The sequence below is a fragment of the Salicibibacter kimchii genome (assembly GCF_003336365.1).
Taxonomy (GTDB): domain Bacteria; phylum Bacillota; class Bacilli; order Bacillales; family Marinococcaceae; genus Salicibibacter; species Salicibibacter kimchii.
In genome coordinates this window covers 3,503,991-3,528,909 of the sequence record NZ_CP031092.1, presented here as the reverse complement: position 1 = coordinate 3,528,909, position 24,919 = coordinate 3,503,991, and the positions used below count along the sequence as shown (strand labels likewise).

The following is a 24,919-nucleotide window of genomic DNA, read 5'->3' as shown; positions in this document are numbered from 1 at the left end:
TACAATTCACGGGTGATTCATTTACTTACGATGGAGGCAGAGTATGACACATGAGTTAATTGAAAAAAGCAAAAGGTATCTTTGGTTGCCCTTTACACAAATGAAGGATTATGACCGTGATCCTTTGATCATTGAAAGTGGAAATGGTATGAAGGTGAAAGATATCCATGGCAAGGAATATTATGATGGTTTTTCTTCTGTTTGGCTCAATGTGCATGGACACCGAAAAAAAGAATTGGATGAGGCGATTAAAAATCAGCTTGAAAAAATTGCGCATTCAACGTTATTAGGTATGACGAATGTTCCAGCAACTGAGCTTGCCGAAACACTTATTAACATAAGTCCTGAAAAATTAACGCGTGTTTTTTATTCCGATAGTGGAGCAGAAGCTATGGAAATTGCTCTTAAGATGGCCTTCCAGTATTGGAAAAATATCGGTAGAACGGAAAAACAAAAATTTATTTCGATGCAAAACGGTTATCATGGCGACACGGTTGGAGCTGTAAGTGTAGGTTCAATTGAACTTTTTCATCATGTATACGGTCCTTTGATGTTTGAAAGTTATAAGGCGCCGATTCCTTATTTGTATCGCTCAGAGGCTGAAAGTCATGCCCAGTGCAGTGACGAACATTTGGAGATCTTGGAACAAATACTTATTGAGCATCATCATGAAATAGCCGCGCTTTCCATTGAATCGATGGTTCAAGGGGCTGCGGGTATGATTGTTATGCCGGAAGGTTTTTTATCTGGTGTCCGAGCGCTTTGTACAAAATATGAGGTATTGATGATCGTTGATGAAGTGGCAACAGGGTTTGGCCGTACGGGGAAGATGTTCGCCTGTGAGCACGAACAGGTGCAACCAGATCTCATGGCAGCCGGAAAAGGAATTACCGGGGGCTATTTACCTATTGCTGCAACGTTTACGACAGAGGACATTTACGACGCCTTTTATGATGATTACGCCACACTGAAAACATTCTTTCATGGTCATTCTTATACGGGGAACCAGCTGGGATGCACCGTTGCGATTGAAAATTTAAGATTATTTGAAAGTGAAGGGATTATTGAACAAGTAGCCCGAAATACCGAAGATCTTCGGCTGCTGCTGACGGAATTGGATTCGCTCACTCATGTCGGGGAGGTTAGGCAGTTGGGCTTTATGTGCGGGGTAGAGCTTGTCCAATCAAAAGAAACGAAGTTGGCGTTCCCTGCTGAAAAACGGGTAGGCTATCACGTTTCGTTAAAGATGCGGGAACTTGGCATGCTAACGAGACCGATGGGAGATGTCATCATTTTTATGCCGCCGCTTGCCAGCGAAAGGGAGGAATTAGAAGCAATGGTCATGATCATGAAGGAAGCGATCGACGAGGTAACAAGTGATGTGCTTTGATGAATGGCTGAATATCCGATTAAACAAGGCGAAAGAGGCAGGCACATACCGCCAATTAAGAGTGATGGACACGGCGCCCCGTCCTCGAATGTCCATAAACGGCCAGAAACAAATCGTATGTTCATCGAACAATTATTTAGGGTTAGCGAATGATATACGCTTGGTTCAGGCAGCGAAGGATGTGCTTCATGCGTTTGGTGCAGGGAGCAGTGGATCGCGTCTTACAACCGGAAATACCCAGTGGCATGAGCGGCTGGAAAGGAAGATTGCAGGCTTTAAAGGAACTGAGGCAGCCCTGTTGTTTTCAAACGGCTATTTAGCCAATGTTGGGGTGCTGTCTTCATTGCCTGAAAAAGGGGATATATTGCTGAGCGACCAGCTAAATCATGCGAGCATCATTGATGGCTGTCGGTTATCAAAAGCGGACACGACTATCTATAACCATATCGATATGGGGGATCTTGAAGCAAAACTTAAAGATTCAAGGCCATATCAGCGTCGTTTTATTGTTACTGATGGCGTATTTAGTATGGATGGCACCATTGCGCCTCTTGACCAAATCCTCTCGCTAGCGAATCGCTACCATGCTTACGTGATTGTGGATGATGCACATGCAACGGGGGTGATCGGGGAAAACGGCAGGGGAACGAGTGAATTTTACGGTGCGAGCCCCGATGTCGTTATTGGGACGTTAAGTAAAGCAGTTGGCACTGAAGGCGGTTTCGTTGCGGGTTCTCGGACTTTGATAAACTTTCTGCTAAACCATGCTCGAACCTTTATCTTTCAAACAGCCATTCCGCCAGCCAGCTGTGCCGCATCATATACAGCCTTGGAAATCATTCAGCATGACAAAAAGAAGCGACAACGGCTGCTGGCCAACGTTACGAAAATTAGAACTGAACTACAGACAATGGGCTATGACGTAAAAGGAGACCTTACACCGATTATTCCTGTCATCATTGGAGATCCCCAAATGGCTGTGAACTTTTCAGAACGGCTTCGAGAGCAAGGCATATACGCACCTGCAATCCGGCCGCCAACAGTTGTGAGAGAAGAAAGCCGCATTCGGCTAACGGTTACGAGCGACCACGGCTCCGGTGAAATCGAACACCTGTTAGCGTTATTTCAGTTCATCGGAAAAGAGTTGAATAGAGCATTATGAAAGGCATTTTTGTAACGGGAACGGATACGGATGTTGGAAAAACTGTTATATCTGGCGGGCTTGCAGCCGTACTCAAAGAGCTAAACATCGATGTGGGGGTATTTAAACCCTTTTTGAGCGGCATTTCGCGTGACGAATCGGCAAGCGATACAGCTTTACTGAGAAAAATGTCACAAACAGTTCTTTCCACTGAAGAAATTACTCCTTTTGAATTTAAGGAACCCCTGGCTCCATATGTTGCTGGGTTATTGGAAGGAAAGTTGGTGAGGAAGGAGGAGGTGCTGAATCATTGGAGGAGGATTAAAGAAAAACATGAGTTCTTCATCGTGGAGGGGGCTGGCGGCATCTCAGTCCCGCTAACTGAAGATCTACTTGTCGCTCATCTTATCAAAGTATTACAGCTTCCAGTTCTAGTTGTTGCTCGCCCTGATCTTGGCACGATCAATCATACGTTTCTCACTGTTCAATATGCACAAAACATCGGTCTTAGCATTACTGGTATCGTCGTCAACGGAATTGATAAACCTACAAATATTACTCATAAAACCAACATTGATATGATCGAAAAATTATGTGAAGTGCCAGTGATCGGGGCAACACCAAAACTGAAGGAACTTACTGAGGAAAACATGGCAAAAATGGTGCGAGATTACATTGATATCTCAATTTTTAAAAACCAAGTGGAGGTAGCAAATGAATAATTGGATGGAATTAGCTGAACGTGTGTTAGACGGTGGAGAAATAACCAATGAAGAAGCAGGATCAATCTTAGAATGTCCCGATGATGAAGTATTATTGCTTATGCATGCTGCTTACCAGATTCGAAAGCACCATTATGGAAAAAAAGTAAAACTGAATATGATTATGAACGCAAAGTCTGGTTTGTGCCCGGAGAACTGTGGATATTGTGCCCAGTCGGTCATGTCAAAAGCGCCTGTTGATGCCTATCGATTTGTAGACAAAGAGACGCTTTTAGAAGGCGCAAAGCAGGCACACGATCTCAATATTGGGACGTACTGTATTGTTGCGAGCGGAAGAGGGCCGTCCAACCGTGAAGTTGACAAGGTGGTAGAAGCTGTAGAAGAAATCAAAGAAACTTACGGATTAAAGCTGTGCGCATGTCTTGGACTTTTAAAACCTGAGCAGGCGAAGCGCCTGAAAGAAGCTGGGATTGACCGTTACAATCATAATATCAATACATCAAAGAGCAATCATTCAAATATTACCACTTCTCACACGTATGATGATCGCGTGAATACGGTTGATACCGCAAAAGAGTCGGGAATGTCCCCATGCTCTGGAGTGATTGTGGGCATGAAGGAGACAAGGCAGGATGTTGTAGACATGGCAAACAGTTTAAAACACCTGAATGCGGACTCTATTCCAGTAAATTTTTTACATGCTATTGACGGGACGCCATTAGAAGGCGTCAACGAATTGGATCCCTTATATTGCTTGAAAGTTTTAGCGTTATTCCGTTTTGTGAATCCCGCTAAAGAAATCCGAATCTCCGGCGGTCGGGAAGTAAACCTTCGTTCTTTACAGCCATTAGGATTATATGCGGCCAATTCAATTTTTGTGGGGAGCTACTTAACGACAGATGGGCAAGAAGACACCGAAGATCATAAAATGCTGATGGACCTTGGGTTTGAGGTGGAATCGGTTGAAGAAATGAAAGCTAGCTTGGCAAATAATTAGCAGGTAGTCCTCAAGTAACTCAGATGAATGAGGTAACCGAATCGTTTGCTTTTGCAGAAGGTGAAGGTGATAGGAGCTACCAATATTGGTGGGAAGCGCATGAAAAATTCTTTAAAAACGAGTTGAACGAAATCGGTCGCGAATTTTCCGAGATTAACCGCACATTTGCCAAACGATAACTGACATAACATAAAACTCCGACCATGATAAAAAAGACGATCGCGACCACAGGTATTTCGATCATATCTAAGGTTGTGAAAGAGGGGACGTAAACGGCGAAGTCATCGGCACTTGAAGCTAACACGATAAACGTAACGGCCATAAATAACTGTTTAAATCGACCTGACGACAACAGCGATAAGATATCACTTTCTTCAGTCTCTTCTCCACCTTTGATCCAAATCTTCATCCCTAAATATATCGGCACAAGCCCTAGCAAGCCGACGATCCATTGTTGCGGAATAAAAATCGTGCCAAGAGCCGCCAATAGGCTAACACTTATGATAATCGCCGTGCCTAAATACTGACCGATCACGATATGTTTCAGTTGGTTTTTTTGATTGTTTGCGAAAAAAGGATGATTAATAAGACTAGATAATCGATCGCTGTCGCGACATACGCGGCGATTGCCGTTAAAATCGTGACCTCCATATAAACAACTCCGTTTTAAGATACTGTCACGCGCCACAATTATAACATTGACCAACCTCGTACGTACAATTGTACGCCGATTTTTGTATTTTGTACCGGTAGCGGTTGCCATTGTTACGTCTTTGCCTTAATGTTGGTCTTAGAATGGCTCCCATCGATTTGTTTTTAGAACGAAGCTGAATGATAGAACGTTAGAAGGTCGAAGGAGAGATGACATGAAGGTCAACGTACAAGGAGAACGATGGCATCCTTCTGAAAAATCGTTTGCCGAAGAGATGCCTGACCATTGGGGACAGTGGTATTGTGACTCGGAAGTCGCCCCGCTGAAAGCCGTGCTCATGCACAGACCTGGCGATGAAATCAACGAGATCCATGAAAACAATTATGCCGATTACCGTTTCCGAGGCTCCATTCAACCTGACCGTGCAAGAAAACAACAGGATGCACTGGCGAAAATATATCGTGATCATGGCATTGGCGTGCATTATGTCAAACATCAGCGAACGGACAAGCCCAATGCCATGTACGTGCGAGACTTAATGTTCATGACACCGGAAGGCGCTATTGTGGGCAGAGCCGGAAACCCTTTCCGGCGAGGGGAAGAAAAAGCTGTCGCCCAAACGTTAACGGAATTGGGCGTACCCATTATATCAACGATTAATGGAGATGGTATTTTTGAAGGGGCTTGTGCGATGTGGCTGGACCGAAAAACCGTTGTGTTGGGGACCGGGAGCAGAGCAAACGAATACGGTATCCGGCAGGTAGAATTTGAGCTACGCAATCTTGGCGTTACCGACATTATTAAAACGCAAATTCCGTACGGCAGCATCCATTTGGATGGCTATATGAATATGGTTGCGAAAAACAAGATGGTTATTTTCCCGTGGCATGTGACCTATGATTGTGCCAAACAGTTGATGGAGCGTGATATTCAGCTTATCGAAGCCACAAATATCGAAGAAATTAAACATACGATGGCTTTGAATTTTGTGGCGCTTGAGCCGGGCAAAGTCGTTATCCCTGCTGGTAATCCGGACATAACAGCATTGCTCCGGCAGGAAGGGATCGAAGTCATTGCCGTCGAGATGGATGAAATCATGAACGGTTGGGGCGCAAACCATTGCATGACTGCATTTTTAAGAAGGGAACCTCTGAAGTAATGGCACCAAAAGTTATTGGCATTGGCTGGGATGTAGGAGGTTGGTTGGGAAGTAATCATGGCGTCGCTATTTGTGAGTGGGATTCCACAAAACAAACCATTGAGTGGAAGGGCGCACCGACAGAAATATCGATTCCGAATAGCGGACGACTATCGCTGCAACAATTAATAAGTTCCGTCGATGATACCCTTGATTCGGACGATGATCGCCGCATGATTATTGGCGTAGATGCCCCGCTTGGCTATCCGAAGGCATTCAAACAACTCATCAACGGAGAAATAAACCCGGTCGATAAGCCTGAAAAAGAAATCCAAAATCCGCTTGCATATCGATATACGGACCGAGCGATCTATGAAATGTTGGGGAAAAAGCCTCTATCCGCTGTTTTTGATAGAATCGGGAATAATACGACCGTCGCGATGTCCCACGCGAAGTTGTGGGAAAAGCGCGATGGCTTCAAAATTTATCCAATGGAAAAGCAGGGAAAAGAAGACAAAAAAATTATAATAGAAGTGTATCCTGCTCTGCTTAAAGCATCTAAAAAGTCGGAAGCTCATACAAACATCAGACAGTATTTGCCCACCAACATTAAACCTGGAACCGACGCCTACGATGCCTGTATTTGTGCCCTTTATGCCATTGCTTTCGGCGTAAACGACTCACCCTTGCCCAACCTCGCACACCCTCCGACGCATGAAAAAGAAACGGTAAAGGAAGAGGGATGGATTTATTATTTCGAAAAGGGGTGAATAGATTGCATAACCAAGAAAAAGAAATCAACCGCTATTTTGAGCAAATGGCCCGTAGTTATTTTATCGATGAAAATAAAGAATTGGCCTCCTTGGACAGCCCTGTATCCATCGGTTATGGGCAAACCATTTCCCAGCCGACGCTCGTATTAAAGATGACGTTGGAACTCGACATTTCCCCTGAATCCAGAGTACTGGAAATCGGGACGGGCTCCGGTTTTCAAACCGCTTTACTGGCCACGTTTTCCGACACCGTCTACACCATTGAACGCATTAAAGCCTTGCATGATCGGGCAAAAGAAAAATTGCAGAAAGCGGAATTTACAAACATTCACTTTAAACGGGGAAACGGAAGCCGCGGTTGGAGAGAAAATGCACCCTTTGACCGAATCATGGTGACTGCCGCCGCTCCCGAAGTCCCGGAACAGCTCCTCGAACAGTTAAAAAACGGCCCTGATTCCGTGACAGAAATCATCTAAATCACCCAAAAAACCTGTATTATCAGGTATAATGGAGATAGTATATACTCACCCGAAAGGTGATTCGATGATAAAGTTCAAAATTGAAGAAAAATTGACTCCATACACCGGGCTTGGCATTGTTGGCCAGCTGCTGTCCAAAACAGGTTTATCAACCCGACTTGATCAATTGCCCATTCCCGGCGTGAAAACAACGCCGGATGTTTCAAACAGCGATGTGGCTAAATCCTATCTTGGCCTGTTGTGCCAAGGAAAAAGTGACTTCGAGTGTGTGGAAGAATTCCGGGAAGAACCATTTTACCAGTATGCGCTAGATATCAACGCAGTCCCTTCGTGCTCGACGCTACGCCAGCGTTTGAACGATATCTCAACCATCCATGCAGACACGGGATCATCCACATGGAAACCGATTTTATTGGAGGAATCGGCTGATCTTGTTCAAAAGCATGCCCATTTACTAACGCCTATCACATTAGAAAATGATAAACCATATCTCCCATTGGACGTCGATGTGACTCCTTTTGATAATTCGGACACCCAAAAAGAGGGTGTATCTTGGACATATAAGAAATTTGACGGTTATGCGCCCATTTTCGCCTACCTGGGCAGGGAGGGATTTGGCGTGAATGTTGAACTTCGTCATGGGAAGACCCATTGCCAGGCCAAAACCCCTGCGTTTTTGCGCGAAACCATCACGTACGCCAAAACGATGACAGACCAACCACTGCTTTTGCGCCTTGATTCCGGCAATGACAGTGTGGATAACATCAACGTTTGCCAGGAAACGTCTACAAGTGCCGATTTCATTATCAAACGAAACCCGAGGAAAGAAACAGCGGAGGACTGGCTTGAGACGGCCAAAAAACATGGTGAAGTGACCAACCCTCGAGAAGGAAAAACGGTCTATCGCGGTGTTCTTAAAAGAAAGCCGAATAAGGCTAAAAACGCTGTTTTTCTCGCTTTTGATGTCGTCGAGCGAACCAGTGATTCGAGTGGTCAGACACTATTGATTCCCGAGATTGCATTTGATACATATTGGGTTTCTCTTGATATGGCGGCGGACGAAGTTGTTTCCCTTTATCAGGATCATGGCACAATGGAACAATTCCATAGTGAAATCAAAACGGAACTAGACTTGGAACGCATGCCTTCAGGGAAATTTAACACAAACGATTTAGTGCTGCACTTCGGGCTATTTGCCTATAATTTACTACGTATCATTGGTCAAGAGAGTTTAAAGATCAACGACCAACCTTTGCGGAAAACGGTTCAAAGGCGCCGTATTCGTACTGTCATCAAATCCATGATCACCATGGCATCGAAAATGATTTTCCACGCGGGCAAATGGGCTCTAAAAATCAATAAACATAATCCATGGCTGCCGTTGTTCCGTAGGCTTTACAACACATTTGCCCCAGGCTGAGAAATCGCCAACATGTAAAAAGAAAGAACGAAAGAATTTTAAAACTGGCAAAACGCTGGTTTATTTGGCATGCCCAAAATTACACCATATTTGTTTCCATTGATTCCTAATAATTGTTCAGGAATATTTGCGTTGTATATAGCGATTAATAGCGTCATAAAATTTGTGTTTTAATCAAAATGGTCATTCCAGTTCAATTATCACGGAATCAGGATATGTTATTGGTTCCACTTTCACCCCGTTCGTGGCCTCGTAGTCAAATTATGATTCTTGTGTTTTCCATAAATCAAGAAACTTTCTGCGAAATTCCTTCGGGGTTTGCTCTTCCAATTCTTTAAATTTCGTTGAAAAGTGGGCGCTGTCACTGTAACCAACTTCTAGACCAATTTCTGTGATGGAATAAGAATGATTTTGAAGCAGTTGCTTCGCTTTATGAATTCGAACCTCGTGTAAATACTTAATGGGTGAGATTCCCATAACTTCTTTAAACGCACGTTGAATATAAGAGACGTTTTTTTGCAAAACATCGCTTAAATCATTCAATGTTAGATGTGCTTCATAATAACAATCAATATAATTTTTCGTTGCTGCGACAAGTTCCTTCTTATGTCCCTTCCAATCCAACTGATCGGGTTTACATCGATAACATGGACGAAACCCTTTTTCGATAGCTTCATCTATATCTTTAAATATGGTCACATTTTTAGGATTAGGCGTGCGAGCAGTACATGAAGGCCTGCATACAGTTTTGGTTGTACCTAAAGCATAATAAAAATGTCCATCATAATTACTGTCATTATCATAGATCGCCTTCCACTGTTTATTGTTCAATGTGCTTTCCTCATTTCGAATTCGAAGTCAAGATTATCAAAGTAATGAAAATCCATATCAGTTATCCTGAAAGAAATCAATGAGTGAGTGAGTCGTGCGCACGTACCTCTACTTTTCCAGGAGGGGTATGATCATGAATGTTTTAGAGAAGTTTCAAACGGTCATCATTTTAACTGCTGTAGGACTCGGACTTTTATTAGGTCAGTTCACCTTTTTCGAACAGAATGCAGCGTTCTTTATCATTCCGTTTTTATTACTCATGCTGTATGGGTTATTTCTGGCGATCCCATTAAAAGATTTTAAAGAAGCTTTTAAAAATATAAGGTTTTTAAGCACAAGTACTATTATCAATTTTGTTTGGACGCCATTACTGGCATGGAGCCTTGGTGCTATTTTCCTCGCCGACTATCCTGCATTATGGTTAGGATTTATCATGTTCATGGTGACGCCATGTACAGATTGGTATTTAATTTTTACAAAAATCGCCAAAGGCAACATGTCCTTATCGACCTCTGTATTACCCATCAATTTAATTCTCCAAGTGTTATTGATACCCGTGTATCTGTTTATCTTTGTAGGTACCATGGAATCTGTTTCCCTTTCAACCATTATCGAAAGTGTTGTATTGGTCTTAGTCTTACCATTTGCCATTGCTCAGTTATCGCGTTATTTTTTAAAGAACAAGCAAACAGTTTTAAACGATAAACTGATTCCCTTTTTCTCTTCGGCTCAAATTATTTTTTTAGCATTAGCAATTACAGCCATGTTTACTTCCGAAGGATCTTATTTAATGAACAATCTAGGGGTCATTTCACTATTATTGATTCCAGTCTTGTTGTTCTTTGTCATTAACTTTGTTGTGGCACAAACGGTTGGAAAAGCATTGAAATTTTCTTATGAAGATACAGTGAGTCTAAGTCTAACCATCATTGCACGTAATTCCCCTATTGCTTTGGCGATCGTAATAGCACTCTTTCCCGATCAACCATTGATTGCATTAGTCTTAGTCATTGGACCACTCATTGAGTTGCCTATATTAGCTATTGTATCTCGAATCTTGCTTTCATTCAGAGGGAAGAGAAGGAAATAAAAACTAATCCAAAGTTAAGAAACAAAAGTTTATTGTAATGTGGCAGTCACCGGATGATGTTGCTTAATCTCTTGTATGGACAGGTTTAAACTATAGTTCCCATGATCTAGAAGTTGATCAAGAAAAAGATTTAATTGATCTTGGAATTTAACTTTAACTTTTAAATGGAAACAGCCTTCCCCGGAAACTCGGTGAGCTTCAACGACCTCTTTTCGATCTTTCATGAAACGAATAAAAGCATCATGATTTGCTGTTTTCATATGAACAATGATAAACGCTGTAAAAGAAAAACCCAGTTTCATTTCATCGATGACAAGAGAGTAAACCTTAATGACACCATTGTCCTCCAGTTTTTTTATGCGATTCCCGACTGCTTGTCCAGTCATATGAATTTTCTCACCTAAATCTCTCCATTGAATACGTGAATGTTCGGTTAGTAACCGGAGAATCTGAACGTCAATTTGATCAATTTCCATAATAATATCCTTTCACCGTGAAATGATTTGATATAAAAGTGTTTCAGCAAAGGATCGATAAACATTAAAAAATCCGTTATCATTTTTATTGTAATCAATTCTTTGATGAGGTGAAAACAATGAGCACTGCTTTAATCGTTGTCGATATTCAAAATGACTATTTTCCAAATGGAAAGATGGAGTTAAGCAACCCTGATCAAGCAGCCACTAATGCTGCTAAAGTGATGGATTGGTTTAGACAAAATAATAAAGAGAATATTTTTCATGTTCAGCATATTGCAGGCAGTCCAGAATTAGGCTTCTTTCTTCCAAATACAGAGGGTGCTGACATTCATAAAACGGTTCAACCATTAGAACACGAAAATGTGATCGTAAAAAACTTCCCTAATAGTTTTTTGAAGACTGATTTGGAAAGCAAGTTGAGAGAAAAAGGTGTAACCAAGGTCGTCGCCCTAGGCATGATGACGCACATGTGTATAGATGCCACGGTTAGGGCCGCCGTTGATTTAGGTTTTGAAACGACACTTATTGAAGATGCATGTGCATCAAGGGAGTTATCTTATCAAGAAAGGACAGTTCCGGCAGAACAAGTTCATCATGCGTTTGTCAGTGCGGTCAACGGCATGTATGCCAATGTCATTTCGACCGAGGATTTCTTGACGAATGAATAATTCAATATGAAATGGGAGGTTGTTGAAAAACAATCTCCCTTTTTATATATTCATTTCTGGATAACAGCCTGAATCACATGGCCTAAACCCGAATGTCTTTTTCCTTCATTCCGCGTCGCTTCACCGTAATAAAAATGAATACATGTGTAATCTTTCATCCAATTCAGGATTTCTGACGGGTCATATAACATGTCAAGAGAGGGCGGGCCTCCTGTTTGGTACTTGAGTTGATCCTTGGAATAAACTTCAAAAATGACATACCCGCCAGGTTTCACTGAATCGATCATGTTTTCCATCAGGAATGGTTGATCTGTTTTTGGAACGTGTCCAAATACCATAATGGCTGCATCAAATTGATAAGTATTCACTTTCTCTTTCGTTAAATCAATCTGAACGGTTTTTACATCAACGTTACTTTCACTTGCTAACGTTTTAGTTTTCTCAAGGCCAATGGTTGATTGATCATAAGTCGTCACGTCATAGCCAAGTTTGGCAAGGTAAACCGCATTCCGGCCTTCACCTTCTGCAAAACAACCAACGTTTGAATGGTCCGGAATGATACTGCTCATTTCGTGTATAAATACATTTTCTTTTTGACCGTAAACAAAATCTTGATCCGAAAAACTGTTATCCCAATGTTCTTTTGACATGATTATTTATCTCCTTAAGTAAATGAAATTGAGAGCCGGTTTCTCTTTTTGAAACCGGCTCTTTTATCTTATATTTAGGCTTCGACATCGTAGCCTTGATCTTCAACAGCTTCTTTCATGGCAGCAACATTCACTTTTGATTCGTCAAAAGTAACATCTACTTTACCAGCGTCCAAATTCACCTCAGCTGCTGATACGCCATCTAATTGATTTAATGCACCTTCCACTGACATTTTGCAATGCCCACATGACATGCCTTGTACATTTAACGTTTTCTCCATGACCTGCTCCCCTCCTTGCAATGTTATATTTTCGCCCCTTTTAAGCGCAGGGCATTGGAAACAACACTTACCGAACTTAATGCCATTGCTGCGCCGGCGACCCAGGGTGCAAGTAATCCGACAGCTGCAACCGGGATGCCTGCTGTGTTGTAGCCGAAGGCCCAGAAGAGGTTTTGACGGATATTTCTAATCGTCGCATGACTGATTTTAATGGCTTTCGGTATGAGCAACAGCTCCCCGCCGAGAATCGTCACGTCAGCCGCTTCAATGGCTACTTCCGTACCCGTTCCAATGGCAATGCCGATATCGGCGACAGCGAGTGCCGGCGCATCATTGACGCCATCCCCAACCATTGCTACCTTTTTGCCTTCCAATTGGATGTCTTTTACTTTATCGGCTTTTTCTTCAGGTAACACTTGGGCGATAACTTGGTCGATGCCAATCTGTCTTGCAATCGCTTGTGCCGTTCGCTCGTTATCCCCTGTTAACATGATCACGTCTAAGCCATTTTCTTTTAACGCGCTTATGGCTTGTGGCGCTGTTTCTTTAATTGTATCTGCAACGGCAACAATGCCGCGATACGTTCCGTCAACAGCCATTAACATCGCTGTTTTTCCATCGACTTCGTAATCGACCAATGCTTGTTCCGCAGCGCCAACATCGACTTGGGTGTCTTGCATTAATTTTCGATTACCTACAAGAATGTGCTGGCCGGAAATTGTGGCTTCGATCCCGTGTCCGGCGATCGCATTGAAATCATCGACGTCAACTAAATCAACACCTTGTTCTGTTGCATAGGCCAGAATAGCTTCTGCAAGGGGATGCTCTGAACCCTTTTCCGCACTTGCGAGTAACTGTAAGGCTTCCGCATCCCCTGTAAAGTTCGTAACTTCAGGTTTTCCTTTTGTGATCGTACCTGTTTTATCCAGCACAATCGCATTTAATTCATGCGTACGCTCGAGATGTTCGCCACCTTTAAAAAGAATGCCGGTCTCGGCAGCCTTACCTGTGCCAACCATAATGGATGTGGGCGTTGCAAGTCCTAAAGCACACGGGCAGGCAATGACAAGGACTGCAATCGATGCAACTAAAGCAGGTGCCATTTGGCCGGGTTGGACGAACGTGATCCAGACCGTAAATGTCAGAATGGCAACAACGACAACGATCGGGACGAAATACCCGGAAACGATATCGGCCATTCGTTGGATCGGCGCTTTCGATCCTTGTGCATCCTCGACAACTTTAACAATCGAAGCAAGGGCCGTATCTTTCCCTACTTTTGTCGCTTCCATTTCAATCGCGCCATTTTTGTTTATCGTTGAACCGATGAGGCTAAAGTCTACGTCTTTTTCAACCGGTATGGACTCCCCTGTAATCATCGATTCATCAATCGAAGTTCTCCCTTTTACAAGCCTACCGTCGACGGGTATTTTCTCCCCCGGTTTCACGACTAATCGGTCACCAACAACAACGTCTTCAACCGGCATCATCATTTCCTCGCCATTTCTTATGACGCGAGCTTCTTTAGCCTGTAAATTTAATAAAGAGGATAGTGCATGCGTTGTCCGGTTTTTAGCGCTGGCTTCCAAATACTTGCCGAATAAAATCAACGTAATGATGACAGCACTTGTTTCAAAGTATAAATGTGGCATATATCCAGGATTACCGATCGTCCTGAATGCTTCATATAAACTATAAAAATAAGCGGCACTCGTCCCTAACGCAACAAGCACATCCATGTTCGCGCCGCCACTCTTTAGGCTCTTATAGGCACCAACATAAAATTGCCAGCCGATGTAAAATTGAACAGGGGTTGCCAACGCAAACTGGAACCACGGATTCATGAAAATATCCGGTATATTCATGTTAAATAAATGGACTAACATCGTTACCAAAAGCGGTGCCGTTAACACGGACGAAATGATTAATTTCGTCTTCATCTTTTTGTTTTCTTTTTCCTTGTGTGTTTGCTTTTCTTCTGCTTCAGCTTTAGGTGCCGCGTCATAACCCAAATGTTTGATTTTCTCAATGAATGCTTGAGGATCTGTGAGTCCTGGGTTATATTCAACAGAAGCCGCCTCCGTTGTTAAATTAACCGATGCACCTTTGACCCCTTCTTGCTTATTCAATACCTTTTCAATGCGGTTTGAGCAAGCAGCACAGGTCATGCCAAAAACATCCAATTCTGTTTGTTCCATCACAACACCGTAGCCGACGTTTTCAATTTTATTCGTAATATCGTCGATGGACGTTTTTTCCGAATCATAGTCTACGGTTGCTTTTTCTGTCGTTAAGTTGACTTGCGCGTCTACGCCATCCATTTTATTTAACACTTTTTCGACACGATTGGAACAGGCAGCACAGGTCATGCCTGTGACACCAAGTGTTGTATGATTTTTATCACTCACCATAATCCCCCCTCACTTGGAAAACTGCTTTAATACACTCATTAATTCCTCGATGATTTCCTCCCCTTCCCCTTGTTTAATCGCATCGCTGACACAATGGTGGATATGTCGCTCTGTGACAGAGAGACCTACATTTTTTAATGCAGATTGAATGGCGCTAATTTGCACTAAAATATCGACACAATAGCGATCCTCTTCCACCATTTTTTGTATGCCGCGAACTTGACCTTCGATACGTTTTAAGCGATTATTGAGTTTTTCCATTTCATCTTGTGTTCTTGGTTTACTTGGCTGATCATGCAAAGATTTATCCAAATGAATCACATCCTTTTTTGTTCTATTTATACTATACCCTCCCATGGTATTATTGTCAACAAGAAGCAATAAAAAAGCACGGTGCCTCCTCGAAGCCCGTGCTTTTTACCGTGATTAAACCAGCGCGTTTTCCTGCTGTTCTTTTCGAAAAAACCATTGCAACGCATTAAAGACGTGTTTTTTCTCTTTTAAGATATAATAACGAAACCTTGGGTCTTCGATGGACTGAAAGACATTCATTAACGTCGAATGGCGGCTATACGCATTTACTTCCCCGTAGCCAAACATGTTCGCTTTCTCCATGATTTTCCCCAACAATTGCAAGCAATACTTATTATCCGAGGTTAAATTGTCCCCATCGGAAATATGAAAGGGGTAAATATTGTATAGTTGTGGGTCATAATGATTTTCAATCCGTTCCAACGCCAGTTCATACGCGGATGAACAAATGGTCCCCCCGCTCTCCCCTTTTGAAAAAAACTGTTCTTCATCAACCACTTTAGCCTCTGTATGATGGGCAATAAATTCGATTTCCACTGATTCATACTTCGTTCTCAGAAAACGCGTCATCCAGAAAAAGAAACTGCGAGCCATGTACTTTTCCCATCTCCCCATCGAACCGGACGTATCCAACATGGCCAGTATAATCGCTTTCGATTCAGGTTTCTCCCGTTCATTCCAAGTTTTAAATCGTAAGTCATCTCGATAAATGGGATTAATAGCCGTTTTACCTTCCATCGAATTTCGTTTCAATGCCGAGAGGATCGTCCTTTTTTTATCGATGTTCCCCATGAGCCCCTGTTTACGCACATCGTTAAACTCAATATCTTCAACGACCAAATGATCCTCTTCTTTAGGCTGTAAATTGGGGAGTTCTAAATGTTGAAACAACGCTTCTTCAAGATCCGAGATGGACACTTCCGCTTCATAGTAATCTTCTCCTGCCTGGTCTCCCGGCTTCGTACCTTTTTGAGCCCCTTGCCCTTTTTGTTTTCCCGAGCGAGCGACAACGTCACCGACTTCACTATCCCCATTCCCTTGGCCGACATGCTTATTCAAGTCATCGCTATATCGGATTTTATACTCATCCAACGATCGAATGGGAACACGAATGACGTCTCTTCCGTTAGACATCACGATGCTTTCATCCGTAACAAGGTCCTGTAAATTTTTCTGAATCGCATCCTTTACTTTTTCTTCATGCCTGCGTTGATCTTGATACCCTTTTCTGTGGAGGGACCAATTTTCTTCAGAAATGACAAAGGATGATTTCCGATCGTTACTCATCATAAACCCCTCCTTCGGGATTTTCTAGCTACTGAAAACGTTAGATCGAGAGAACGCTCCCTTTCACGACGACTCGGACACGTCGTGTTATAACCATCGTATGCAGCAAAATCTTAGAATTGTTATTATTTTATAAGAAAAAAAGACCGATTTAAGGTCTTTAATCAATAAACGTAAATTCACTCAACGGCCAATACCTGAGACTCGCCTCTCCGACGACATCTTCGTATGGAACATACCCGATGTTGCGGCTATCCTGGCTGTTGTTTCGATTATCCCCCAACACAAATAAATGATCGTCCGGAACAACCGGTTCGGGCGTTATTTCCTCGAGGGTGAAATCTTCCGTAAGTTCCCCGTTATACGCATCGTCTAAAAATGGCTCTTCCACGATTTCATCATTAATGTAAAGCGTGTCATCCTCGTAACGCACTTCATCTCCGGGGGTCCCAATCACTCGTTTTATATAATCGCTCTCTTCGGTCGCGTTAAAGACGATCAGATCGTTTCGGTCCGGCTCAGAGAATTCATAGCCGATTTTATTAATAATCAGTCGCTCACCGCTTTCGATTGTGGGCATCATAGACTCCCCATGAACCATATAGTTTGCAAAGAAAAACGTACGAACAATAAATACGATAATAATAACAACGGCAAATGTGACAACCCAATCCCATAATTCTTTTGCGATCCTGTTCACATCTTATTCCCCCATTTTCATTCCACTTATTAATGTACCATTCATTCATTCGCACGACAAACGAAATCTGGCTTGCGTTTCAGCAAGACCGATTTCACCATCGTTTCATTACACACTTTTTGACTTTTCACTTGCATTTTTCCTGTTTTTTGTAAAGAATATGGATAGGTATGTAACACATGCATCTATGTTTACGTCTAAATAAAAGAGGGCACCAATTGGGGGGAAAATTATGAAGTGGTGGCTCATCACTATTTTGCTTGTCCATTTATTAACCATTCCTGAGCTTACCAATTCCCAAGTATCCTACGATCAACCTAGTGACTCCCCTCCTGCGGTAGAGATGGAACGGGAGGGCGAGCAGGTGACACTTGATTGGGGGCCGCAGCCAAATACAGGATACCAAATTTCCATCGTCGATGCTTATGAAGCAGACCATGGGTGGGACATCGTTTATTCACTCTCTTATCCTCCAAAGGATGACCAAAGCGGCATTTTGCATACAAAAACCCATCCACAGGCAAAAACGACCGTTCCTGAAGATGTTCAAAATGTACGGCTCTATGAGGAACAAAACGGAAAAAATTACGAGCAGCTCCCGACAACGGACGTCCACGATCGTTATTCATGGACGCTGGAATTCGACGAAGACGTGTTGGAGGGGGATGTGAGCAATGATGTCATTTACATCGTGGATAACGAAATGGAAAAGCAAGAGAATGTCATTCTTATCTCTTCCCCGTCACAAATTCAAGTGCTTCCACCGAGCGACGGCTATGAAACCGGGGGGTTATATCATTTGTATATCGATCCTTCATTGGAAAGTCAAAGCGGCTCCACATTGGAAGAAGGGTACAAGCAATCGTTCTATATTAACGCGGACCATCATGAATGGCAAGCCCCCAACCTGGTCGAAAATCATACCTTTAGGTTCGATTCCGGTGAGGAGAATGAAAACGAAGAAGACGCATCGGACAGCGAGCGAATTTATAGCATCTTCCCGGGCGACATCGAAGGCGAACGGGACGAAGCTTACGTCATTCGCCAGCTTGACCCGTATAATGAAGAGGAAGTCGTTATTCCTCCCGTGACGACCCCATCATTTTTATTGCCGGTTCATCCACTCCTGCCTTACCCGCATCAATATGGGATATATGAACTGCATTGACATTTGAACAATTAGAAAACTTGGCTTTTGCCAGGACAGCAAAAGCCTTCGTTGCGCTTATGCGGGATAAGAAAGTCGTTTTATACTTTCTTTCCTGCCAAGGAAGAAATCGAGGGGAGCGAGAACTCCCACTCGATTTTTTATTACTTTAGCGATTTAATAAACTGCCGACATACTTAAGAAGATCATTTGCTGAATGGGTATTGTACCCATGTTCATCAACAAGGCGTGCGATTACTTCGTTGATTTTTTTCAATTGGTCTTCATCCGGGGTTTGCACGGATGTTGTTATTTTAACAACATCTTTTAAGTCTGCAAACAATTTCTTTTGAATCGCTTCTCTAAGGCGCTCATGGGAATTGTAATCGAATCTGTGTCCTTTGCGGGCATAAGCCGATATGCGGATGAGAATTTCCTCGCGGAACGCTTTTTTTGCATTCTCGGAAATGCCGATTTGCTCCTCGATGGAACGCATAAGTTTTTCATCGGCACTTAATTCGTCCCCTGTGATCGGATCGTAAATCGTATGATTGTTACAATATGCTTCGACGTTATCCAAGTAATTATTGACGAGTGTTTTTGCTTGTTCTTCGTACGAATATACAAAAGCTTTTTGGACTTCTTTTTTTGCGATTTCATCATATTCCCGGCGGGCGACGGCAATAAAATCTTTATATCGCTCGCGATCCTCTTTACTGATCGATGCGTGTTGATCCAGGCCTTCTTTCAAGGACCTTAGCACATCAAGGGCATTGATGGATGTTGCGTCTTTGCGAATAATAGCGGAAGAAATACGATTAATGACATAACGGGGATCAATCCCGGACATCCCTTCATCTTGATATTCACTTTTCAAATCTTTTACATCTTGATCTTTAAACCCTTCCACGATCTCGCCATCGTAAAGGTGAAGTTTTTTCATGAGATCAATGCCTTGATTTTGTGATTCCTTTAGCCTTGTTAGAACCGAGAAAATTGCGGCGGTCCGTAATGCATGAGGGGCAATATGCACGTGCTTCATATCGCTTTCCGCGATCATTTTCTCATAGATGCGTTCCTCTTCGGTCACTTTTAGATTATAGGGGACGTTCATTACGATGATTCTTGATTGCAATGCTTCGTTTTTCTTATTATTGATAAAAGAACGGTATTCCGCTTCATTGGTATGTGCAACGATCATTTCATCGGCACTGATTAAGGCAAAACGACCGGCTTTAAAATTACCTTCTTGACTCAGAGAAAGCAAGTGCCAGAGGAATTTCTCATCACTCTTCAACATTTCCTGAAATTCCATCAGGCCGCGATTTGCCTTGTTCAGTTCCCCGTCGAAACGATAGGCTCTCGGGTCGGATTCTGATCCAAATTCTGCAATCGTTGAAAAATCAATACTGCCGGTAAGGTCTGCGATGTCCTGGGATTTTGGGTCGGACGGGCTGAAGGTACCGATACCGGTTCTGCGGTCCTCAGAAAAGAAGATCCGCTCCACCATCACATCTTCGATCCGCCCCCCGTACTCCTCTTCCAAACGCATTGTGTTAAGCGGCGAGAGTGCCCCTTCCACTCGGATTCCATACTCTTCATAAAATTCATCTCGTAAATGATAAGGGATCAAATGAAGCGGATCTTCTTGCATCGGACAGCCTTTAATCGCGTAAACGGCACCTTCATCTGTGTAGGAATAATCCTCCAAGCCACGTTTCAATAAGTTGACGATCGTGGACTTGCCGCCACTGACCGGCCCCATAAGTAAGAGGATCCGCTTACGTACATCGAGGCGTTTTGCTGCAGAATGAAAATATTCCTCCACCAGCTTTTCAATCGAATCTTCAAGCCCAAAAAGATGTTTACTGAAGAATGGGTAACGTTTTACATCCCCGTCTTTTCCTTCTTCCACTCCTTGGTTTCTTATCATGTTATATACCCTCGAGTGGGCTGTTTGCGCAATTTCCGGCCGTTTTTTCAAGATTTCCAAATACTCTTTAAACGTTCCTTCCCACTTTAAAAGTTCTTGATCATTGCGATGCATCTGCATTTTTTCTAGAATATCCACCGATTGGCCTCCCTTTTAATGAAACTTCCTCAGTCATTTTAGAACGGTGAATGATAAAGAATCCGGGGATCCTTTTTGACGGAACGTCCGAACTTAGAATTAACTGCTTGTGTCTTTGCATTCTATGCAGAGAAGCAAGACACGATAACCAATTGGGAAAAAAGGTCGTCCCTATAAAAAAAAGAAACCCGGCATAAACCGAGTTTTTAAAGGAAGCTCACGTATGAAAAACGACTTCAAACAAACGAAGGCGGTTCGTCGTTGATGGCTGTTGTTCACCTGAAGATTTGCCGCCATGTGCTTTTTTGAATGCATCACTTTCCAGCCAGTTCTCGTAATTTTCCTTGGACTCCCACTTCGTATAAACGACTAATGTATCCGATTCTTCTTCACTTTCCAAGAAAAGAAATTCCAAACAACCCGGCACATCCTTCATCCGGTCTTTGCTCTTTTCAAAACGCGCCTTCAAATGATCTTTTTGTTCCGGGTCTACTTGTAGTTCATTCATCACCACATACATTGCATCGAGCCCTCCTCTTATTCATGATTCATCCACATTTAGTATAGCTTGCCAGCTCATATCTTGGCAACGTATGGATAGGACGTTTCCTTTTTGTCAAAAGTACCCGTATACAATCCGAATCATTTCCGTTATAATAAATTCAGGATATCGTTTGTACACGAACTTACATAGCAAAAGGAGGCCATTCGTTATGGACGTACTTCTTATACTCGGCGTTTGCCTCGCCTTTCTCATCTCCATGTGGACAGCCGGACGCAACTCAAAACCCCATCAACAATAATGGATTGCCGATGCCCTTGTTGCCAAGGGTATTTTTTAATGTAGGCTGGGAAACGATTGCTGTCGCAATGCTTCATAGATAACAATGGCGACGGCATTGGAAAGATTGAGGGACCGTATTTGATCATTTTGAGGCAAACGAATGCAACGCTCCGGATACTTGCTTGTGATATTTTCCGGCAACCCTTGCGTTTCCTTTCCGAAAATAAAATAATAATCCTGGGTGAGCTCCCGGTAATCAAAGGATGAATAGGGGGCACTCCCGGTTGTTTCAACGAAGTAAAGATTCTCTTTCTTTTTATCCGCTAAAAACGTGTCAAGGGAATCATGATGTGTAATAAGGACATGCGGCCAATAATCGCAGCCTGCACGTTTTAACATGCGGTCTTCCGTCGAAAATCCCAATGGATGAATTAAATGAAGAAACACCCCGGTTCCCGCGCATGTTCTGGCAATATTGCCAGTATTGGCGGGAATATCCGGTTCATGTAAAACAATATGTAGACTCATATCAATTGCCACCTTTGCATGAATTCACGGCAATAGTATAGCATACTTTCCAATTTCAAGGCTTCCCGGGATGACCGGAAAGCCTTGTTTTCACGTCAATTGATCATTAATTTGAAAAAACTTGTACGTGATATTCGGGGTCCAGGCCGTAGAGTCCTCATAGCTCCAATACCGATTTCGGCTGTTCTCGGTTTGGGCATTCACGAGCGGCTCGTGATTCCCATCTTTCATGACGACAATCGTAGTGTGCTCCCAGTGACCGTCCCCATCGAAATCATAGCAAATAATATCCCCGGGTTGTAAATCAGAAGCCCGTTCCACCTCTTTCGCCATCAGCCCCTTCGTAGCACCACTTAAATACCAACGCATCGAATGGGCTACCGCCCAACTGTAACTCCAGTTGTCCCCTGTATACCACCAGCCCCTCCCTCTCTGAGGAGCCCCATGCATCGGTGCCTCCCCTGCTTTTAAACATTGGGAGATAAAATTTGTGCAATTATCCGCAAAATGATGATATTGAGGGTTGTAAGCATCCCACCAACGCTCTGCGTATTTTACCGCTTCCAATCGATTATAGATGGACGCTCTATCTGGGGAGTCTCGTGAATCATTCAAGGACTCAAATGCTTCCTTTTTCCTCTCATCGGACTTTGGCGTCGGCAGTCGTCGATCTTGAATGATTTTTTTCCCTTTCAAAAGGGACCGTCGGTGTTCCCTTGATTCCTCGAGATAAAAGCTTTCGTTCGTAAGGACAAACCGGGCATAATCATACATATAATGAACGGTGCGATCACTCCCACACGATGTGTAGCGATAAGGAACAATCTCTCCACTCATCTTCAACACCCGTGTATTGCTCTGCTTCATGCGCTTTTGCTCCCGTTCAAAGCATTTACGTTCATCATCTGTCATCGCCTTAACCTTCGTACCATCTAAATGACACTGGTTTAGTTGAATAAGATGCTTTTCAAATAGCTGCTGCGTTTCCCTATCCAACCTGTTCCCCCCTCACGGAATCACTCTGTCACTACATTATGCCCGACTGCAAAAAACATCACTAGATGCACGATTTTCCGCCAAGTCTTAACGGTGGAAACCATCGTTTTTCTTATACTATCTTCCATTTATACTTTTTCATCGTATTTGAAAACTTGGCTTTTCGCCAAGCCTTAGTTGTACTTATGCAGGAAAAAGTTTCATACTTTCTTACCTGCCAAAAAAGACGGGCTATAGTTTTAGCCCGTCTAAGCTCCTTCCAGTTCCAATAGCTTCTTCTTTTTTTCGATTCCGCCACCGTAGCCTACAATTGCTCCATTGCTTCCGATCACCCGATGACAAGGGACGATAATTGGAAGGGGGTTTTTATTGTTGGCCGATCCGATTGCACGAACAGCCTTCGGCGAGTGAATAGCGACCGCTACTTGTTTATACGACTGGGTCTCGCCGTAAGGGATCCGCTGTAATGCTTCCCACACACTTTTTTGAAAAGAGGTTCCATACATATCCACCGGCAAATCAAACACGTGTCGTTTCCCTTGAAAATATTCATGCAACTGCTTTGTAGTTTCTCTAAAGCAGGAATCATCTCGGATTATTTCCCGGCGCATATTTTTTTTTGCCATCCACGTCCGGATTTTTACACATGTTTCGTTACTATCTCCATACAGCAGCTGACACAAACCTTTCTCAGTGGCCACAAGGGTGAGAGTGCCGATCGGCGTTTCCATCTCCGTGAACCTCACTGATTCTTCCATATCTAACGCCCTTTCTCCTGTAATGTAGGTATGTCTATGAATGTTCCACTTCCTTTTCGAGTTTCATCAGGGCTTGTCGAATCTCTCCACGTACGGAAGCATCGTCTTCTTGTTCATTGGCAGCCTGTAGAGCTGCATGATTTCCATCGCTCTCTCCTATTTCTCCGAGCGACCAGGCTGCAGAACCGCGTATAACGGGGCGAGGGTCATGGGTAAGTAACGATTGCAGTTTGGGTACGGCCCCTTTTTCACGAAAATGGCCTAATGCCATAACCGCATTTCGCTGGATCGGTTTTTTCCCTCGCCAGGAGCCCGCCATTTTCCCGTATTTTTCTTTGAATTCCCGGTTTGAAATCGAGAGCAATGGCAACAACTCAGGTTTCACTTTTTCCGGATCCGGCGTAAATTCCGGCTGGTATTCTTCTCCCTTCCCCTTATTTTCGGGACAGACAACTTGGCATGTGTCACAGCCATACAGGCGGTTGCCTATTTTTTTTCTGTAACGCTCGGGGATCATTTCTTTTGTTTGCGTTAAAAAAGCGATGCATTTATTTGAATCCAATTGCCCCCCTTGGATGAGTGCCCCTGTAGGGCAAGCATCCACGCATTTATTGCATGTTCCGCATTGATCGTCAATCGGGGTGTCCGGTTCAAATGCAATCGTCGTGATCATGTCCCCAAGGTAAACATACGAGCCAAATTCAGGGGTAATGATCGCGCAATTTTTTCCGCTCCAGCCGATTCCGGCACGTTCAGCAACAGCCCTGTCCGATAGAGCTCCTGTGTCAACCATAGAGGCCATCTTAGCGCTCGGCACGCGTTCATGGATAAAGGCTTCCAATTTTTGCAGACGATCATTGAGGACGATGTGATAATCTTCTCCCCAGGACGCCCGGCAAAAAATTCCCCTTCTCTTGCCCTTCACTCCTTTTGGTGGATTTTCCAGCTTCGCCGGATAAGCAAGGGCAATGCTAATGATCGTTTTGGCGTAAGGCAGTAATCGTTCCGGCTCTGTTCGTTTATCGATATCCGGTTCTTCAAAACCTGATTGATAGCCCAGTTGTTGTTGCGTTTTTAACCGTTCTTTCAGTGTCAAAAACGGGTCTGCACTGGCAAAGCCAATTTTGTCGATGCCGATGCTTTTACTGTATGCAACCAGCTCTTCTTTTAGCTGGGCGTTTGTCATGGTTTTCACCTACTCTCCATAACCTCCG

At 43.3% G+C, this 24,919-nt stretch carries 25 protein-coding genes and 2 pseudogenes; 12 read left to right on the top strand and 15 right to left on the bottom strand.

Going from position 1 to position 24,919, the window contains the following annotated elements; translation table 11 throughout:
- Positions 1-43: 43 nt before the first annotated feature.
- From bioA to DT065_RS19450, 5 genes and pseudogenes are all read left to right on the top strand, one after another.
- Positions 44-1,390, top strand: coding sequence for an adenosylmethionine--8-amino-7-oxononanoate transaminase (gene bioA / locus DT065_RS18025; protein ID WP_114375720.1), 1,347 nt, complete (start codon positions 44-46; stop codon positions 1,388-1,390).
- Positions 1,380-2,552 carry an 8-amino-7-oxononanoate synthase gene (gene bioF, locus DT065_RS18020; protein ID WP_114375718.1) on the top strand — a complete coding sequence of 391 codons (1,173 nt, stop codon included), beginning with the start codon at positions 1,380-1,382 and terminating at the stop codon, positions 2,550-2,552. The genes bioA and bioF overlap by 11 nt, the downstream gene beginning before the upstream one ends.
- Positions 2,549-3,253, top strand: a complete 705-nt coding sequence (bioD, locus tag DT065_RS18015) for a dethiobiotin synthase (protein WP_114375717.1) — start codon at positions 2,549-2,551, stop codon at positions 3,251-3,253. Before bioF ends, bioD begins: the two co-directional genes overlap by 4 nt.
- Positions 3,246-4,250: a biotin synthase BioB gene (gene bioB, locus DT065_RS18010; RefSeq protein ID WP_114375715.1), complete on the top strand. Its 1,005-nt coding sequence runs from the start codon at positions 3,246-3,248 to the stop codon at positions 4,248-4,250. Before bioD ends, bioB begins: the two co-directional genes overlap by 8 nt.
- A gap of 14 nt (positions 4,251-4,264) precedes the next feature.
- Positions 4,265-4,429 (top strand): annotated as a pseudogene (locus DT065_RS19450) (ASCH domain-containing protein); the annotation flags it as partial.
- On the opposite strand, the pseudogene DT065_RS18000 reads toward DT065_RS19450, so the two are convergent.
- Positions 4,396-4,901, bottom strand: a pseudogene (locus tag DT065_RS18000) (CadD family cadmium resistance transporter); the annotation flags it as partial. The pseudogenes DT065_RS19450 and DT065_RS18000 overlap by 34 nt on opposite strands.
- A 215-nt stretch (positions 4,902-5,116) precedes the next feature.
- Here DT065_RS18000 and DT065_RS17995 point away from each other — a divergent pair.
- Genes DT065_RS17995 through DT065_RS17980 form a run of 4 tightly spaced genes read left to right on the top strand, consistent with a single transcriptional unit; the run spans position 5,117 to position 8,712 of the window.
- Positions 5,117-6,061, top strand: a complete 945-nt coding sequence (locus DT065_RS17995) for a dimethylarginine dimethylaminohydrolase family protein (protein WP_114375711.1) — start codon at positions 5,117-5,119, stop codon at positions 6,059-6,061.
- Positions 6,061-6,810, top strand: coding sequence for a DUF429 domain-containing protein (locus DT065_RS17990; RefSeq protein ID WP_114375709.1), 750 nt, complete (start codon positions 6,061-6,063; stop codon positions 6,808-6,810). The genes DT065_RS17995 and DT065_RS17990 overlap by 1 nt, the downstream gene beginning before the upstream one ends.
- A 5-nt stretch (positions 6,811-6,815) precedes the next feature.
- Positions 6,816-7,289 carry a protein-L-isoaspartate O-methyltransferase family protein gene (locus DT065_RS17985; protein ID WP_114376431.1) on the top strand — a complete coding sequence of 158 codons (474 nt, stop codon included), beginning with the start codon at positions 6,816-6,818 and terminating at the stop codon, positions 7,287-7,289.
- A 31-nt stretch (positions 7,290-7,320) separates the two neighbouring features.
- On the top strand, positions 7,321-8,712 hold the full coding sequence (locus DT065_RS17980) for an IS1380 family transposase (protein ID WP_114375707.1): 1,392 nt from the start codon (positions 7,321-7,323) through the stop codon (positions 8,710-8,712).
- Positions 8,713-8,973: 261 nt separating this feature from the next.
- Here DT065_RS17980 and DT065_RS17975 read toward each other — a convergent pair whose 3' ends face one another.
- Positions 8,974-9,543 carry a bifunctional transcriptional activator/DNA repair enzyme AdaA gene (locus DT065_RS17975; protein WP_114375705.1) on the bottom strand — a complete coding sequence of 190 codons (570 nt, stop codon included), beginning with the start codon at positions 9,541-9,543 and terminating at the stop codon, positions 8,974-8,976.
- Between the two features lie 133 nt (positions 9,544-9,676).
- Here DT065_RS17975 and DT065_RS17970 point away from each other — a divergent pair, with 133 nt between their 5' ends.
- Entirely contained in the window at positions 9,677-10,633 is a 957-nt protein-coding gene (locus tag DT065_RS17970; protein ID WP_114375703.1) for an arsenic resistance protein, read from the top strand.
- A gap of 29 nt (positions 10,634-10,662) precedes the next feature.
- Here DT065_RS17970 and DT065_RS17965 read toward each other — a convergent pair whose 3' ends face one another.
- Positions 10,663-11,109, bottom strand: a complete 447-nt coding sequence (locus DT065_RS17965; RefSeq protein ID WP_114375701.1) for an Lrp/AsnC family transcriptional regulator — start codon at positions 11,107-11,109, stop codon at positions 10,663-10,665.
- A gap of 119 nt (positions 11,110-11,228) precedes the next feature.
- On the opposite strand from DT065_RS17965, the gene DT065_RS17960 reads away from it, so the two are divergent.
- Positions 11,229-11,780 carry a cysteine hydrolase family protein gene (locus tag DT065_RS17960; RefSeq protein WP_114375699.1) on the top strand — a complete coding sequence of 184 codons (552 nt, stop codon included), beginning with the start codon at positions 11,229-11,231 and terminating at the stop codon, positions 11,778-11,780.
- A 50-nt stretch (positions 11,781-11,830) separates the two neighbouring features.
- On the opposite strand, the gene DT065_RS17955 is transcribed toward DT065_RS17960, so the two are convergent.
- The 6 genes from DT065_RS17955 to lepB form a co-directional block, all read right to left on the bottom strand.
- Positions 11,831-12,430, bottom strand: coding sequence for a class I SAM-dependent methyltransferase (locus tag DT065_RS17955; protein WP_114375697.1), 600 nt, complete (start codon positions 12,428-12,430; stop codon positions 11,831-11,833).
- 74 nt (positions 12,431-12,504) lie between these two features.
- Positions 12,505-12,711, bottom strand: a complete 207-nt coding sequence (gene copZ, locus DT065_RS17950) for a copper chaperone CopZ (RefSeq protein ID WP_114375696.1) — start codon at positions 12,709-12,711, stop codon at positions 12,505-12,507.
- Positions 12,712-12,734: 23 nt separating this feature from the next.
- Positions 12,735-15,122, bottom strand: coding sequence for a heavy metal translocating P-type ATPase (locus DT065_RS17945; RefSeq protein ID WP_193550787.1), 2,388 nt, complete (start codon positions 15,120-15,122; stop codon positions 12,735-12,737).
- A gap of 9 nt (positions 15,123-15,131) precedes the next feature.
- Positions 15,132-15,434: a metal-sensing transcriptional repressor gene (locus tag DT065_RS17940; RefSeq protein ID WP_114376428.1), complete on the bottom strand. Its 303-nt coding sequence runs from the start codon at positions 15,432-15,434 to the stop codon at positions 15,132-15,134.
- Between the two features lie 114 nt (positions 15,435-15,548).
- On the bottom strand, positions 15,549-16,721 hold the full coding sequence (gene yhbH, locus DT065_RS17935) for a sporulation protein YhbH (protein WP_114375694.1): 1,173 nt from the start codon (positions 16,719-16,721) through the stop codon (positions 15,549-15,551).
- Between the two features lie 160 nt (positions 16,722-16,881).
- A complete protein-coding gene (gene lepB, locus DT065_RS17930; protein ID WP_114375692.1) occupies positions 16,882-17,421 on the bottom strand; it encodes a signal peptidase I in 540 nt (179 codons plus the stop codon).
- Positions 17,422-17,653: 232 nt separating this feature from the next.
- On the opposite strand from lepB, the gene DT065_RS17925 reads away from it, so the two are divergent.
- Positions 17,654-18,589 carry a hypothetical protein gene (locus DT065_RS17925; protein ID WP_114375690.1) on the top strand — a complete coding sequence of 312 codons (936 nt, stop codon included), beginning with the start codon at positions 17,654-17,656 and terminating at the stop codon, positions 18,587-18,589.
- Between the two features lie 148 nt (positions 18,590-18,737).
- Here DT065_RS17925 and prkA read toward each other — a convergent pair whose 3' ends face one another.
- The 6 genes from prkA to queG form a co-directional block, all read right to left on the bottom strand.
- Complete coding sequence (prkA, locus tag DT065_RS17920) at positions 18,738-20,639, bottom strand: ATP-dependent protease PrkA (protein WP_114375688.1); 1,902 nt, start codon at positions 20,637-20,639, stop codon at positions 18,738-18,740.
- A 217-nt stretch (positions 20,640-20,856) separates the two neighbouring features.
- The gene (locus DT065_RS17915; RefSeq protein ID WP_114375686.1) at positions 20,857-21,159 is read right to left on the bottom strand and encodes an antibiotic biosynthesis monooxygenase family protein; all 303 of its coding nucleotides are present in this window, start codon (positions 21,157-21,159) and stop codon (positions 20,857-20,859) included.
- A gap of 318 nt (positions 21,160-21,477) precedes the next feature.
- Positions 21,478-21,951: a tRNA (uridine(34)/cytosine(34)/5-carboxymethylaminomethyluridine(34)-2'-O)-methyltransferase TrmL gene (gene trmL, locus DT065_RS17910; RefSeq protein WP_114375684.1), complete on the bottom strand. Its 474-nt coding sequence runs from the start codon at positions 21,949-21,951 to the stop codon at positions 21,478-21,480.
- Positions 21,952-22,041: 90 nt separating this feature from the next.
- A complete protein-coding gene (locus DT065_RS17905) occupies positions 22,042-22,947 on the bottom strand; it encodes an amidase domain-containing protein (protein WP_227002662.1) in 906 nt (301 codons plus the stop codon).
- A 248-nt stretch (positions 22,948-23,195) separates the two neighbouring features.
- A complete protein-coding gene (locus DT065_RS17900; protein WP_114375682.1) occupies positions 23,196-23,705 on the bottom strand; it encodes a methylated-DNA--[protein]-cysteine S-methyltransferase in 510 nt (169 codons plus the stop codon).
- 34 nt (positions 23,706-23,739) lie between these two features.
- Complete coding sequence (gene queG / locus DT065_RS17895; protein ID WP_114375680.1) at positions 23,740-24,891, bottom strand: tRNA epoxyqueuosine(34) reductase QueG; 1,152 nt, start codon at positions 24,889-24,891, stop codon at positions 23,740-23,742.
- Between the last annotated feature and the right edge of the window lie 28 nt (positions 24,892-24,919).